Raw genomic sequence first — 13,755 nt, forward strand, 5'->3', positions numbered from 1 at the left:
GCCTTGCATCCCCCATCAGAAACCATGCGCCCCTGGGGCGATGAAGGATGTGCTCGCCTGACGCGATGGCGCGAAGAATGACGCAGCGGTTTCGATAGCGAACCGAGACGTAAAAACAATTTGCGCCATCGCGGGGCCTTTGTAAGCTCGCCTCAATGCAAACGCGCGCGGACTCCGCGCCGCAGTGTCAGGGAGGATTTCTTGGATTTCGAGCTCACTGCCGATCAATGGGCATGGCGCGAGGAGATCCGTTCATTCCTCACCGACCATGTCACGCCGGAACTCCTGCATGAGCTGCTTCACCTGGGCGCCGAAGCTCGGGGGCCGGAGCTACGCGCATTCCGCAGCAAGGTCGGAGAGCGGGGATGGTACGGCCTGGCCTGGCCCGTTGAGTTCGGCGGCCTCGGCCGCGGTCCTGTCGACCAGCACATCCTCCAGACGGAGTTTCTCTACGCGGGAGTGCCGGGGCCGGACTTCACCGTAACGTCCATGGCGCCCATGATCATGCGCTACGGCACTGAGCAGAATAAGGCCGAGTTCCTGCCTGGCATCGCGCGAGGCGAGATTTTCGCGGCCATCGGATACTCAGAACCCAGCGCGGGCACGGACCTCGCAAGCCTGCGAACCCACGCCGAACTCGATGGCGACGAGTGGGTGATCAACGGGTCCAAAATCTGGAACAGCTTCGCGCATTCGGCCACCCATGAGTGGCTGTTGGTGCGTACCGATCGGACGGCGGCCAAGCACAAGGGACTGTCGGTCATCATGGTCCCGATCGACACCAAGGGGATCGATGTCCGACCGCTCCGGACCTGGGCCGATTGGCGGATCAACGAAACCTTCTTCACCGACGTCAGGGTGCCGCGGACCAACCTCATCGGCGAGGTGAACAAGGGTTGGATCTATGTCACCGGGGCGCTCGACCTCGAACGGGGTGCGATGCTCACCTCAGGGGACCTGCGACGAGAGTTCGAAGCGCTGGTGGAGTTCTGCCGGACGCAGACACTGAACGACGTGCGGCTCATCGAACAACCGGACGTACGCACCAAGCTGGTGGAGCTTGATGGTGACATCGAGATCGGCCGCCTCATGGGCCTGGCCGCAGCCTCGAAACTCGAGAGCGGCTCGATCCCCTCGACCCTAATCAGCGCCGAAAAGATCTTTCTTAGCGAGTTGCGGCAGCGACTTGCCGATTACGGGACGCAGATCCTGGGGGCTTACGGCCAGCTTCACTGGGCCGATCAGCGATCGCCATTCGAGGGGGCCATGGAACGCCTCTATCGATTCGCGCCGCCTGGGCGGTTCGGCGGCGGCACGAACGAGGTGCTTCGCGATATCATCGCTCAGCGGGGCTACGGGATGCCCAGTTCCGGCCGTGCGCCCCCGCCAAAACCAGTCTCCTCCCAAGACCTCAAGCAGGAGGCCTGAGATGGACCTGTCCTTGAACGCCGAACAGGAAGCCCTTCAGGAGTCCTTCCGCCGCCTCTTCTCCAAGGAATGTCCCACAAGCCTTGTGCGGGACTTGCAGGCCAATCCGGACGGCGACCACATTTCGTCGCTGTGGAGCAGCCTTGCCGAGGTAGGGTTGTTCGGTCTCGCCTTGCCTGAAGACTTTGGCGGCTACGGAAGTCTCTTCGATCTGGGATTGGCCTTCATGGAGGCGGGGCGGGTCCTGTGCCCTACGCCGGTCTACAGCACCGTGGCGTTCGGTCAGGCGCTGCACCGGTTCGGTTCGGCCGCGCAGAAGCAGCAGTGGTTGCCCGGCGTAGCGGCCGGCGCGATGGTCGGCAGCGTGGCCTTGTCCAACCCTTCTGACGCCTCGGACGTCTCGCCGCGTCTTATTGCACGCTACGAAGATGGCGGTTGGCGGCTGAGCGGGGCGCTTGAGTTCGTTGCAAACGCCGACCTTGCATCCGCCGTTGTGATCTCTGCTCAAGTGGACGCCGCAGAACCTCCGACCACGCTGGTCTGCATCGTGGATGGCGATCATCCTGATTGCCGCATCGAGCGCATGCAGACCTTTGGCCGCGACGTCCAATGCGTCATGACCTTCGATGGCGTCGCCGTTGATCCGGCGCGCCTTATTTACGTCGAGCCGGCCGAACGCCTGTCGGGTGAACTCCACGCATTCAGCAACGCCATGACTGCGCTCCAGGCCATGGAAATGATCGGCGGCGCTCAAGCGGTCCTCGACCGGACCGTTGAGTATGTCATCGGCCGCACGCAGTTCGACCGACCGCTGGCGAGTTTCCAGGCCGTCCAGCACCATGTGGCCAACATGCATATCGCGATCGAGGGCGCTCGCCTGGCGGCCTATCAGGCCGCGTGGCTGACCTCTCAGGGACGCTTGGCCGAACGGGAAGTCGCGCTTGCGAAGCAAAGGTGCGGGGAGGCTTACAAGTTCGCCACGCTGACGGCTCATCAATTGCATGGCGGCATGGGCTACATGCGTGAGTTTGACCTGCACCTGTGGTCCGAACGGGCAAAGGCGAGCGAATTGCTCGGCGGACCCGCGGCGGTTCAGTCGCGACGCCTGGAACGCGCCATGTCGTTGGTCGGCTGATCAGGAGCCCGTTCCCATGCAAAACCGCGAGACACCGGCCGACCGATGACTGCATCCCTACTTACGCCCGAGGCGCTCGCCATGATCGGCGCCTCGGAGAGCGGCTCGGTGGACATCATCGCGCGCGACTTCCAGCGGTGGGCGGCGGCGGCCGGCGACCTCAATCCCCTTTATTTCGACGCTGACTTCGCGCGAGCGCATGGGCATCCCGATGTCTTGATGCCGCCACTCTTTCTCTCGACCAGGCTGATGAGCGTTTCGGACCCCGCCAAGCTCCGGCCCGATGGCATCCCCAACAGCATGGATCACGCGATGCCCCTTCCGCCTCGCCGAATGGCCGGCTCGGAAGAGTGGAATTTCCATGCGCCCGCCTATGCCGGTGACGTCATTCACTGGCGGCGCGAGCTGGTCGATCTTGAAGAGAAGGCAGGTCGGTCCGGCCCATTTGTCGCGATCACCTGGGTGACGACCTATCGAAGGCTGCCCGAGGAACTGGTGGCGGTGAATATCAACTCCTTGTTGGCCTTGCCGCTGCAGGCAGGAGGCTGAGCATGGGCGAACAAACTCCTTGCTACGACGATGTCGAAGTCGGCGACCTCCTGCCGGTCCTTTCGACCACGGTGGGGCGCACGCAGCTCTTTCTATTCAGCGCCGCGACCAACAACGCCCATCGGATCCACTACGACCAGACCTGGGCGGTCCAGGAGGAGGGGCTGAGGGATATCGTGGTGCATGGGCCCTTGCATGGCGCACTCGCCGCCCGCTCCGTGACGGACTGGGCTGGTCCGGACGCCATGATGGCAGGCTACGCCATGCGGCACAGACGCCCCGCCTTCCCGGGTGATGAACTGCGCTTCCAGGGAACTGTCAGCGCAAAGCGACTTCAGGGCGGCAAGGGGATCGTCGAAGTGGAGGTTGAAGAAACCAACGCGCAGGGCGAGGTTCTCGGCTCTGCCCTGATTTCGGTCGCCTTGCCTCGGCGGGATGTGGCGTTGTGAAGCGCGGCCTCAAAGGCGAGGCGGCGATCGTCGGCGTGGCCGAATGGCGGCCCACCCGCGACCCGACCGCTCTATCCCTATTCTCCATCGAGCAGTGGGCGCAGCTAGCCCGCGAAGCGTTGAACGACGCCGGCCTCGCCGCCGAGCAGGTCAATGGTCTGGTGACCAGTAAGCTAGCGGAAGTGAGCATCTTCGCCCCCGCGACCATCTCGGAATATCTCGGCCTGCCGGTCAATTTCGCAGAGTATGTGGATCTTGGCGGCGCCAGCGCCGGGGCGATGGTGTGGCGCGCGGCGGCCGCGATCGAACTGGGACTTTGCGATGTCGTGGTTTGCGCTTTACCCGCATCCCCCGGACCGCCGTCCCTTCGTCCGGTGCCACAGGACACCACGCACTACGGATCATTCGCCGGGGCCTACGGTTCCCCCCAGGCGGAGTTCGACATTCCGCACGGGAACGTCTTTCAAAACGTGTCCTATGCGATGATCGCCCAGAGATACGCTGCCATGCACGGCTATGATCCCCGCGCCATGGCCAAGATCGCGGTCGATCAGCGGATCAGCGCCTGCGCCAATCCAGCGGCGTTCTTCCACGGCAAGCCGATCACTATCGACGATGTCCTGGCCAGCCCCATGATCGCCGATCCTTTGCATATGCTGGAAATCGTCATGTCGATGTACGGGGGCGCGGCGGTCGTTGTGGCGAGTGCAGATGTGGCGCGGACCTGCCGGCATCGCCCGGTCTGGATTCGTGGGTTCGGCGAGCATCTGGCGTTCAAGACCCCGACCTATGCGGAAGACATGCTGCGTACGCCGATGGCGGTGGCGGCCAGCTCGGCGCTTCAAATGGCGCAGGTCGCGCACGCAGATATCGACATGGTTTCAATCTACGACTGCTACACCATCACGGTCGTCACCTCCCTGGAGGACGCGGGATTTTGCGGCCGCGGACAGGGCATGGCCTTTGTGCGCGACCATGACCTCAGCTTCCGTGGCGAGTTCCCCTGCAATCCTCATGGCGGACAACTGTCCTTCGGTCAGGCCGGGATCGCCGGGGGCATGTCCCATGTCTGCGACGCGACGCGTCAGATTCAGGCGCGGGCAGGCGCCAACCAGGTCAAGGACTGCCACCGGGCATTCGTCACGGGCAATGGCGGTGTCATGGGCGAGCAGGTCGCCCTTGTCCTCCAGGGGGACTAGGCCTTGGATAGCCGCCCGCAGAAACCATCGATCCTTCCAACCCCGACGGCGCTGCCGTTCTGGGATGGCTTGAAGCAGGGCAAAATCCTCCTGCAGTTTTCCCCCTCAAGCCAGAAGTGGGTGTTCTATCCGCGAGTCTTGGCGCCAGGCACGCTAGCCGACGACCTGGAATGGCGCGAAGTGAGCGGCGGAGGAATTCTCTACACCTTCGCCATCGCTCGATATCCCACGGCTCCCGCCTGGAAGGCTTCCACGCCTCAGCTGCTCGGCGTGGTGGAGCTCGACGAGGGACCGCGTCTGACCACAGAGATCGTGGAGGCCTCGCCGGAAGAGTTGCGCGTCGGCATGCGTATGCGTCCAGTCTTGGGGGCGGCGCCGGATGGGGATGTCACGATGCTGCGCTTTGCGCCAGATTGGTCCGGTGGCTGACCTTGAGGGGTCAGGGCGTTTAAGTTCGCCGGGGTCGTTTCGGCCGGGCCAAAGGTGAGAAGGCGACATGCCCGAGCGTGAGTGGATCGGCGCCGAGGACGCTTGCGAGCGGCTCGGGGTGCGGCCGCAGACCCTTTATGCCTACGTCAGCCGCAATCCGGTCCGAGTGCGCCAGGACCCTGACAATCCGCGGCGGAGCCTCTACCACGCGACGGACATCGCAGCGCTCGCCGCCCGTCGCTCCCGCAGCCGGCGGACGGCCGATGTCGCGGCCGAGGCCATCGATTGGGGGGAGCCGGTCCTCGAGAGCGCCATCACCACCGTCGCCTTTGGTCGCCTGTTCTATCGCGGCCGCGACGCGATCAAACTGGCGGAGACCGAGACACTGGAATCGGTGGCGCGCCTGCTGCGCGGTGGTCACGGCGTGGCTCTCAAGCGCGCGGAACGCCCCGCCCCACCCGTGGGCGCAGACATGCGCTCGCGCGCCTATCTGGTCCTGGCCTTGCGCGCCGCAGCGGATCCGCCGGCGAGAGGCCGCGGACACCTCTCCCTAGCTGTGGAAGCTGCGACACTACTTGACGTCCTGGTCGATGCGGTGACAGGGGCGGTCGAAAGCGGACCCATCCATGTTCGTCTGGCGCTGGCTTGGGGTCAGGGCCCGGGAGGACAGGCGGCGGACCTCATTCGACGCCTCTTGGTCCTCGTCGCCGACCATGAGCTCAATCCGTCGGCCTTCGCTGCGCGGGTGGCGGCATCGACGGGAGCCTCGCTCAGCGCTTCGGCCTTGGCCGGCCTCGCCACCCTCTCTGGCCCGCGCCATGGCGGCGCTTCGGCTTCCGTCAGCGCGTTCATCGAAGAGGCCGACCGTCTCGGCCCGCCGGAGGCCGTCAGGCGGCGGTTGCAGGATGACCGGGCCTTGCCGGGTTTCGGGCACAATCTCTATCCGGGCGGCGATCCCAGAGCTGCGGCCTTGTTAGAGCGTTTCACGCTCCCCGATCTGCCTGGCGATCTTGCTGAAGCTGTGTTCGCGGCCACCGGTCTGCGTCCGAATATCGACTTTGCCCTGGTCGCGGCCTGTCAGGCCATGCGGTTGCCTGAGGATGCGCCCTTCCAGATCTTCACGGTGGCGCGCTGTGCGGGCTGGATCGCCCATGCGATCGAACAGGGCGAAGCCGACAAGATCATCCGCCCCAGGGCTCGTTACTCAGGTCCGGCGCTCTCCTTGGAATAGGCTGGTGGCTAGAGCGGCGAGAGGCCCAGGCGAAGTAATTCGACCATTTCGGCGGCCGCGCCCTTGGCGGCGACGGACGGCCTGTCACCGTGCCGGATGATGCCGCCGCCGCCAGTCATGTTGATGAGCTGCAGGCCCTGGACATCAAATCGGCGCACGGCGCCCGCGTCCTGGCATTCGCGGAAGAGCTGAGTGTTGTTCTCCACCATTCGCAGCAGTCGTCGACGGGAGCGTAAAGGTTCGATCTCCGGGTTTGGAGCGCCTGCGAGGAAGTACCGCATCGGCTCAAGCGGGCCGTTTAGCCGTATGGCGGTGGACGTGCGCAAGAGCGCGGTAAGCTTGTCCATCGGTGCGCACGGCAGCTCGCGGGCGGCCTGCAGGATGTGCCGGTTGATCTTGTCAGCTCTCGCGAAGCAAGCCTCTACAAGAGCCGTCTTGTCGCCGACGTATTTGTAGAGACGAGGCTTGGTCGTGCCCAGTTCAGCGGCCAGATGATCCAGAGATGTCGTTTCAACCCCTCGGCTGTTGAACATGCGGCTCGCACAGGCGAGGATCGTTTCCCGCTTCACTTCGTGCAGCGCTGCCTGGTCGAAGCCATCAGTGATTTGGACGATCAATGGTGAGAGGTCGATCTCGGGCGGAGCAATCGGCGCCTGCCGGTCGGCGGCCCAACCCACCAATAGCAGTCCATTGATGGTCTCAATCGCCAGTTCACGCTCGGACGCGTCGACGAGGAGGCCGCGCCTGGCGCCAAGCGGGGCCCAATGGATGAGATTGATGATCGTGCGCGCCGCCAACTGAGGATCGCACGACCGCAGTTCGCCGCTCTTCAAGCCATGGGAGATCACCCTGGCCAGCCTCGCCTCCACAGCGAGATACATATCAATCACGTCGGTGCGATCTTGCGGGTGAAGTAGGCCGTATTCGTTGAGAGCAGCGATTTCTGGACGTTCACCGTCGAGCGCAAGCGAGACGAAGCGCTGGACGATCAACAAGGGCGAGGTGGGCGCCATCGCCTCGCTAAGGCGCTCGCTGAGGAGTTCGCAGGAGCGACGGTAGACCTGGCCCAGGAGGTCCTCGAAGTCCTCCACGTATCGATAGAGGGCGTTGCGCGTGAAGCCTAGGCTCGCTGCGAGCGTGGCGAGCGACCTCTGCGACATCCCGCGCGCGTTGAGTTGCTTGGCCGCGAGATCCAGCAATTGTTCGCGACGGCCAGACCTAGCTCGCATGGCGCACACTCGCCCTCGCATGGCGCGCGACGTCATGGCCCCGCGAACGATGCGGGGGCGGCAGCCGCGCTGCATGCTGCGCCAAGGGAGAGCGGCCCTGGCCAGGAGCGGAAGCGGTTACGCAAGCGGACTTGTCGTCCACGCCGGGTTAGCTCGAATGGGCGTTCGCATCCGGCAGGCCGAGGATGCGCTTGGAGATGATGTTGTTCTGAATTTCGGTTGAGCCGCCGGCGATGGCGTGAGCCTTTACCCCGAGATAGCTGCGTACTGCGGCGAGCTCATCTTCCGAGTAAGTCTCACCCTCCCAGCCTAATCCACGCTGCCCCATGGCTTCGATGGCCATCTCCGCGGTCTCTGTGACGAGTTTCGCCGAGACGTTCTTCAGGATGGACGTGACGGCGCTCGGTCCGTTGGCGCTTTTCCCCTCGTCGGCGATGCGCCGGAGCGTCAGGGCGTAGGCGTGCGCCTCCATCTGATTGAGAATCAACCGGGCTCGGAAATCGGCGTCCGCGAGACGGCCCGAAGAATCCAGGCCGATGTAGTCCGTTGAGACCTGCACCAGGCGTTTGCGATCGCCGCCAGCGGTTCCGCTTGATCCCCCTGAGAGACTGTTGCGCTCATGCTGTAGCAGGCGCTTGCCGACCGTCCAGCCGCCGTTCAGCGGTCCCACAAGGTTTTCCTTGGGCACGCTGACGTCGGTGAAGAAGGTCTCGCAGAAAGGAGAGAAGCCGGAGATCAACTTGATCGGCCGCGTCTCGACGCCTGAGGTGCGCATGTCGATCAGCAGGAAGCTGATGCCTTCGTGCTTCTTGGTGAAATCGGTCCGCACCAGACAGAAGCACCAGTCAGCCCACTGGGCCCCTGACGTCCAGATCTTCTGGCCGTTGACCAGGAAGCTGTCGCCTCGATCCTCGGCCTTGGTCTGAAGGCTGGCCAGGTCCGACCCGGCCCCCGGTTCGGAGTAGCCCTGGCACCAGCGCAACTCGCCCCGCGCGATTGGGGGGATATGCTGCGTCTTCTGGGCCTCAGTCCCGTATTCCAGCAGGGTTGGTCCGAACATCATCACCCCCATGCCGCCGATGGGGTTCCAGGCGCCGATCGCAGCCATTTCGTCACGCAGAACCTGCGCTTCCTTGAACGACAGACCGCCGCCGCCATAGGCCGCCGGCCAGGTGGGCACGCCCCAACCGCGATCGGCCATCCGCTGCTTCCAAAGCGCGGCGTCTCCCTCCCAGGTAACCGGGGCCTCGCCGCCGACATTGCCGCGCCCTTTTAGCGAGCTCGGGAAGTTCGCCTCCAGCCAGGCCCTTGCCTCGGCTCGAAAGGCGGCCAACTTGGTGTCCGGTGCATCGCTCATTGTCGCATCCTCGCCAATGCAGAAGCCTCGCTCGAACTGTCGCAGCCGACCATCTCTGGTCGAGTTCGTGCTGGTCGCATCCGAAACCGTATCGTGCCAATACGGATTCGTAAAATCCCTATTCCCGCCGATTTGTTTGGGGATTGTTCGATCGATTTAGGCGCCTCATCCGATCGGCTTTGGGTTGCCGGCTTTGCGCCGCTAGCCACGGTGGGCGAAAATTGGCTAGGTTCGGAACTAGCTAGCGCGTTCCTGCGCCGACGTCAGAATGAAGTGTCATCGCCTGGGCATGCCAGACCAATCCTCTTCCGCGCGGCGCCAGCCGAATGTTAAGGCCCGGCGCGAAGAAGTGCTCGACGAGGCTTCCCGCCTTCTCAACGCCAACGGCGTTTCCCAGACGACATTGCAAGACTTGGCGAATGTCCTCGGGGTAACGCGCAATGCGCTCTACTACTACTTCAGAGACATTGAGGATCTCATCTTCCAGGTGTACCGGCGGTCCTGTGAGATCCTAGCGGGCCATCTGGTGGAGGCGACGGAGGGGGGCGGCTCTGCGCTGGAGGTGCTGCAGGGTTTCGTTACGCGCTGTCTGGACCCAGACCACCCGCAAATGGCGGCGCTAAACGAGTACGGGCTGCTGCAGCCTGCTCACCATGCCGCCATCCTCCGCATCTATGACGACGTGGTCGCGAGGTTGTCGCGCCTTCTGGAGGACGGCGCCCAATCAGGTGAACTTAGGCCCTGCCATGCGCCGACCGTGGCGCGCACAGTCATCAGCCTTATCCACTGGGTTCCGCTGCCAGGGGGCTGGACGGCGAAGTCAGACGGTGATCGGCGCCGGGTCGTAGTTGCGCTGAACGATCTGCTCGCGGTCGGCTGGGCCGCGCAGCGGGAGCCTGCCTCCTGCTTAGACCCGATAGATCTGTCACCGCTCCTGGTGCGGGCAAGCGATGGCTTTGATCAAGATGTCATCGCCCAGGTCAAGCGTGAGACCATACTCGTCATGGCTTCGCGCATGTTCACGTGCCGCGGGGTCGACGCCACCTCGCTAGATGAGATCGCCGCGACGCTGGGGACGACAAAGGCGCGCTTGTATCGCTACGTCGGCGACAAGCAGACCCTGGTGGGCGCGTGCTTTGCTCGGGCAGAAAAAATCTACGACTACATCATGGGCCAAGCCCTGATGCAGGGCTCCACAGCGATGGACCACATCGTCGCTCTGCTCCGCGCCAACGCCATGGCGCAGCAACATAAGGAGTTGCAGCCGCTTCGCTATGGTAGCGCCATCGGTGCGCTGCCGGAGATCGAGCAGGTGCGGGCGGCCCAACGCCTGCAGGCGCGCAACGAACAGTACACGGAGCTGTTTCGCGCGGCGAAGTTCGAAGGATCAATGCGCGATGTCGATCTTGAGCTTCTCAAGCAAGTGATGCCCGGCGGATCTGCTTGGCTCTGGAAGGACTTCGCCAAGCAGCAGTCAGAGGACTTCGCCTTGGTCGCAGCCGAGACGACCGACGTCCTGCGCCTAGGTTTGCTGGCGACGTAGGTTCGGGCGGCGTCAGCCGGTACACGACTTCGGAGGGTAAGAGGCGGGCGACGCCCGATGCGAATAGACGCATCAGGGAGGGGACGGGTCCCGCCAATTGATTTTACGATTGGGTTTGATACCATCACCTCAACGTAACTGAGGGCTGCTCCGGCATGTCGAGCCAAGCGCTCAGGTCGAACATGTCTGCATGTCCGGCGCCGTTCGTGCGGGTCGGAAGTGCTGTGCGACGGGCGAGGATAGTATGGCTGACGGCGTCACTACCGATTTGGAAGCGTTCCGCCTCGAGGTTCGGGACTGGCTGAAGCAGAACTTCCCACAGTCCCTCATCGGCCGAAGCGACCTGGCGGCGCTGGAATCTCCGGCCCCCGTCGAGGGCGACTACAAGCTCTGGAAAGAGCGAATGGCCGATCGCGGTTGGGGCGTGCCGACCTGGCCGGCGGCCTATGGCGGCGGCGGTCTGTCATCTGAGCAAGCGAAGATTCTGCGCCAGGAGATGGCCGCGATCGGAGCCTGGAACCCCATCGTTGGCATGGGCATCATGATGTTCGGACCGACCCTGCTGGAATACGGGACCGAAGCCCAGAAGGCGCAGCACATCCCCCCGATCGCGCGGGGCGAGTTGCGCTGGTGCCAGGGCTACTCCGAACCGGGGGCCGGGTCGGACCTGGCCAGCCTTCAGACCAAGGCCGTGGATCGAGGCGACAGCTTCCTGGTCAACGGCCAGAAGATCTGGACGTCAGGGGCCCAGTGGGCTGACTGGTGCTTCTGTCTGGTGCGGACCGATTTCACCAAGAAGCACGAAGGCATCAGCTTCCTGCTGATCGACATGCGCGCCCCAGGCGTCGAGACGCGGCCGATCAAGCTGATCGCCGGCTCGTCCCCCTTCTGCGAGACCTTCTTCACCGACGTCAGCGTGCCCAAGGAAAACCTTGTGGGACCGCTGAACGGCGGCTGGACGGTCGGCAAGCGACTGCTTGAGCATGAGCGCAACAGTCTGTCCGGCGGAACGGACGGTCCGCCCCGCGTCGATCCTGCCGACCTCACGCGCCACGCGAAGGCCTATATCGGGCTCGACGAGAGCGGTCGGCTCGCCGATCGCGATTTTCGCACGCGCATGACCCAGAACCAGATGGATGCGCACGCATACGCCCTGACGCTGCGTCGAGTGGCTGAGGCTGGCCGATCCGAACGCGGCCCGAGCGCGGCGGTATCAATCATGAAGCTTGCTGCCTCCAAACTCCACACGGACACCGCGGAGCTCATCGTGGAGGCTATGGGCCGACAGGGACTCGGTTGGGAAGGGGAGGGGTTCTCCTCCGAGGAGATCGCCGCGGGGCGGCAGTACCTGAGGATCAAGTCCTCGACGATCGCGGGCGGCTCCACCGAGGTGCAGAACAACATCGTTTCAAAGCGGGTGCTCGGTTTGCCTGACACCACGTCCCACACCCGCTGACGCAGAATTAACGACAAGCGCCAGGGCAGGTTCGGGGGCGAACGCCTGGCGCGAGGAGAGTGAAACCATGGATACTGTTTTGGAACGCGCCGACGTGGCCGAGCAACTCGGCGCGGCGGCCGCGGTGGGGATGGTCGCTTCGGTGTGGGCGAGCGTTCAGCCCGACAAGGTCGCAGTCTATGATCCTGACGGGTCAGCTCACAGCTTTGAGAAGATCAATGCGAATGCGAACCGGCTAGCGCGCCTCTTCCGATCGCATGGCGTCAAGCCAGGCGACGCCTTGGCGCTCGTGTGCTCAAACCGCCATGAGTTCGTCGAAGCGCTAGCCGCGTCCCTGAGGACCGGCGTTCGCCTGACGCCCGTGAACTGGCACCTCACCGCAGACGAGATCGGCTACATCATCCGCGATTGCGAGGCCAAGGTCCTGGTTGGGGACATACGGGTCGGCGCCCTGGAAGAGGCCGCGCGAGACTGTCCGAACTTGGTCCTGCGTCTGGCCGTAGGCGGCGCCATTGCGGGTTTCGAAGGCTATGAGGAGGCCATCGCCTCGATCGACGGGACCGATATCGCTGACCCGGTTCTCGGCACGCAGATGATGTATACCTCCGGGACGACCGGGCGGCCGAAGGGGGTCTTTCGGCCCGGCCCCCCGGCCCCGCAGGCTCAGCCGCTCCGCGGGGATTACGACCATCGCACCGACGTCCAGCTCGGCGCAGGGCCAGCCTACCATGCCGCTCCGTTGAACTTCGATGTCCGGGCCGCCATGGCCGCCGGCGTGCCCCTGGTGTTCTTGGACAAGTGGGATTCGGAGCTTGTCCTGAAGTCCATCGCCGAGCGCAAAGTCACCCATTTCCACATGGTGCCGATCATGTTCCAGCGCCTGCTGGCGCTGCCGGACGAGGTGAAGGCGAAGTACGACGTCAGCCACGTGAAATTCATCATCCATGGCGCAGCGCCCTGCCCGCCCGAGGTCAAGCAGGCGATGATCCAGTGGTTCGGGCCGGTGCTGACCGAGTACTATGCCGGATCCGAGGGGGGCGCAGGGTTCTTCATCAACTCCGATGAGTGGCTCCGGAAGCCGGGAAGCGTCGGCAAGCGCCCGCAACTGCTCGGCTGCAAGATCCTAGACGAGGAAGGCAATGAACTGCCCCAGGGAGCGGCCGGAGGCATCTATCAGCAACTCCCGCCGGGCGGTGGCTTCACCTATTTCAAGGACCAGGCGAAGACCAACGCCAACCGCGTCGGCGACTTCTTCACCATGGGCGACATCGGCTACTTCGACGAGGACGACTACCTGTTCCTCACCGGCCGCAACGCCGAGACGATCATCTCCGGCGGCGTGAACATCTACCCGCAGGAAGTCGACAACGAGCTCATCAAGCATGACGCCGTCGCCGACAGCGCCACGGTCGGCGTGCCGCACGACGAGTGGGGCGAGCAGGTCAAGGCCGTGATCATGCTGAAGCCGGGCTACGCCCCGTCCGACGCCCTGGCCCAGGAGATCCTGGACTTCGGCCGCAAGACCCTGCCGGCCTTCAAGGTGCCGCGCAGCCTCGACTTCGTCACCGACCTGCCGCGTTCCGAAGCTGGCAAGATCCAGCGCAACAAGGTCCGCGCCCCCTACTGGGAAGGCCGCACCCGCCAGATCTAGCCTGGCGCAAAATGGCGGCGGCCGCGATCTGCTCGGCCGCCGACTCTGACTTTTAAGAGAGGGCGCCGCCTCACGGGGCGGGCGTTTGAGACGATCCCG

At 64.2% G+C, this 13,755-nt stretch carries 12 protein-coding genes; 10 read left to right on the forward strand and 2 right to left on the reverse strand.

Features of this window, described 5'->3' with window-relative positions:
- The first annotated feature begins 201 nt into the window (after positions 1–201).
- From O4N75_RS08985 to O4N75_RS09015, 7 genes are all read left to right on the forward strand, one after another.
- Positions 202–1,428, forward strand: coding sequence for an acyl-CoA dehydrogenase family protein (locus O4N75_RS08985; RefSeq protein ID WP_269629014.1), 1,227 nt, complete (start codon positions 202–204; stop codon positions 1,426–1,428).
- A gap of 1 nt (position 1,429) precedes the next feature.
- The gene (locus O4N75_RS08990) at positions 1,430–2,563 is read left to right on the forward strand and encodes an acyl-CoA dehydrogenase family protein (RefSeq protein WP_269629015.1); all 1,134 of its coding nucleotides are present in this window, start codon (positions 1,430–1,432) and stop codon (positions 2,561–2,563) included.
- Positions 2,564–2,644: 81 nt separating this feature from the next.
- Positions 2,645–3,112 (forward strand): MaoC family dehydratase, encoded by a 468-nt coding sequence (locus O4N75_RS08995; RefSeq protein ID WP_269629016.1) that lies wholly within the window; start codon positions 2,645–2,647, stop codon positions 3,110–3,112.
- A 2-nt stretch (positions 3,113–3,114) separates the two neighbouring features.
- Complete coding sequence (locus O4N75_RS09000) at positions 3,115–3,561, forward strand: MaoC/PaaZ C-terminal domain-containing protein (RefSeq protein ID WP_269629017.1); 447 nt, start codon at positions 3,115–3,117, stop codon at positions 3,559–3,561.
- Positions 3,558–4,760 (forward strand): thiolase family protein, encoded by a 1,203-nt coding sequence (locus O4N75_RS09005; RefSeq protein ID WP_269629018.1) that lies wholly within the window; start codon positions 3,558–3,560, stop codon positions 4,758–4,760. The genes O4N75_RS09000 and O4N75_RS09005 overlap by 4 nt, the downstream gene beginning before the upstream one ends.
- A gap of 3 nt (positions 4,761–4,763) precedes the next feature.
- Entirely contained in the window at positions 4,764–5,189 is a 426-nt protein-coding gene (locus O4N75_RS09010; RefSeq protein WP_269629019.1) for an OB-fold domain-containing protein, read from the forward strand.
- Positions 5,190–5,256: 67 nt separating this feature from the next.
- Complete coding sequence (locus tag O4N75_RS09015; RefSeq protein WP_269629020.1) at positions 5,257–6,420, forward strand: citrate synthase; 1,164 nt, start codon at positions 5,257–5,259, stop codon at positions 6,418–6,420.
- 8 nt (positions 6,421–6,428) lie between these two features.
- Here O4N75_RS09015 and O4N75_RS09020 read toward each other — a convergent pair whose 3' ends face one another.
- Positions 6,429–7,619 (reverse strand): TetR/AcrR family transcriptional regulator, encoded by a 1,191-nt coding sequence (locus tag O4N75_RS09020; protein WP_269629021.1) that lies wholly within the window; start codon positions 7,617–7,619, stop codon positions 6,429–6,431.
- Positions 7,620–7,797: 178 nt separating this feature from the next.
- Complete coding sequence (locus O4N75_RS09025; protein ID WP_269629022.1) at positions 7,798–9,006, reverse strand: acyl-CoA dehydrogenase family protein; 1,209 nt, start codon at positions 9,004–9,006, stop codon at positions 7,798–7,800.
- 289 nt (positions 9,007–9,295) lie between these two features.
- On the opposite strand from O4N75_RS09025, the gene O4N75_RS09030 reads away from it, so the two are divergent.
- From O4N75_RS09030 to O4N75_RS09040, 3 genes are all read left to right on the forward strand, one after another.
- On the forward strand, positions 9,296–10,549 hold the full coding sequence (locus O4N75_RS09030; RefSeq protein WP_269629023.1) for a TetR/AcrR family transcriptional regulator: 1,254 nt from the start codon (positions 9,296–9,298) through the stop codon (positions 10,547–10,549).
- A 244-nt stretch (positions 10,550–10,793) separates the two neighbouring features.
- Positions 10,794–12,005 (forward strand): acyl-CoA dehydrogenase family protein, encoded by a 1,212-nt coding sequence (locus O4N75_RS09035; RefSeq protein ID WP_269629024.1) that lies wholly within the window; start codon positions 10,794–10,796, stop codon positions 12,003–12,005.
- Between the two features lie 67 nt (positions 12,006–12,072).
- Complete coding sequence (locus O4N75_RS09040) at positions 12,073–13,656, forward strand: AMP-binding protein (RefSeq protein ID WP_269629025.1); 1,584 nt, start codon at positions 12,073–12,075, stop codon at positions 13,654–13,656.
- Positions 13,657–13,755: the final 99 nt, after the last annotated feature.

This window comes from Phenylobacterium sp. NIBR 498073 (assembly GCF_027286305.1).
Classification (GTDB): Bacteria; Pseudomonadota; Alphaproteobacteria; order Caulobacterales; family Caulobacteraceae; genus Phenylobacterium.